Consider the following 545-nt stretch of genomic DNA (forward strand, 5'->3'; position numbering starts at 1 on the left):
TCCTCGTCGCCGAAGAAGATCGTGCCTTCGGTCGGGCTTTCGAGCCCGGCAACGAGACGCAGAAGTGTGGTCTTGCCGGAGCCGGAGGGGCCGAGCAGCGCGATCAGCTCGCCGGAGCGGATGTCGAGCGAGACGTCGTCGAGCGCCGGGAAGCGGCCGAATTCCTTGCGGATGTTGTGAACGCGCACGTCCATGACAATACCTTTCGAATGCCGGCTTTCCCGGTCAGTGCCTGCGGCTGGCGGCGATCTCGGCGCTGTAGCGGATCTCCAGCGCCGTCTTCAAAATCAGGGTGATCAGCGCCAGCAGCGCCAGCAACGCCGCCACCGCGAAAGCGGCGACGAAGTTGTATTCATTATAGAGGATTTCGACCTGCAACGGCATGGTGTTGGTCTCGCCGCGGATATGGCCGGACACCACCGAGACGGCGCCGAACTCGCCCATGGCGCGGGCGTTGCACAAAAGCACGCCGTAAAGCAGCCCCCATTTGATGTTGGGCAGCGTCACATGCCAGAAGGTCTGCCAGCCCGATGCCCCGAGAGACA

2 protein-coding genes are annotated in these 545 nt (G+C 63.3%); both read right to left on the reverse strand.

Going from position 1 to position 545, the window contains the following annotated elements; genetic code table 11:
• The coding region (locus IB277_RS37640; RefSeq protein ID WP_134888192.1) for an ATP-binding cassette domain-containing protein at window positions 1–194 on the reverse strand (194 nt) is incomplete at its 3' end.
• 31 nt (window positions 195–225) lie between these two features.
• A partial coding sequence (locus IB277_RS37645; protein WP_192341261.1) for an ABC transporter permease subunit occupies window positions 226–545 on the reverse strand: 320 nt, incomplete at its 5' end.

The sequence above is a fragment of the Ensifer sp. ENS07 genome (assembly GCF_014852185.1).
Lineage (GTDB): Bacteria > Pseudomonadota > Alphaproteobacteria > Rhizobiales > Rhizobiaceae > Ensifer > Ensifer adhaerens.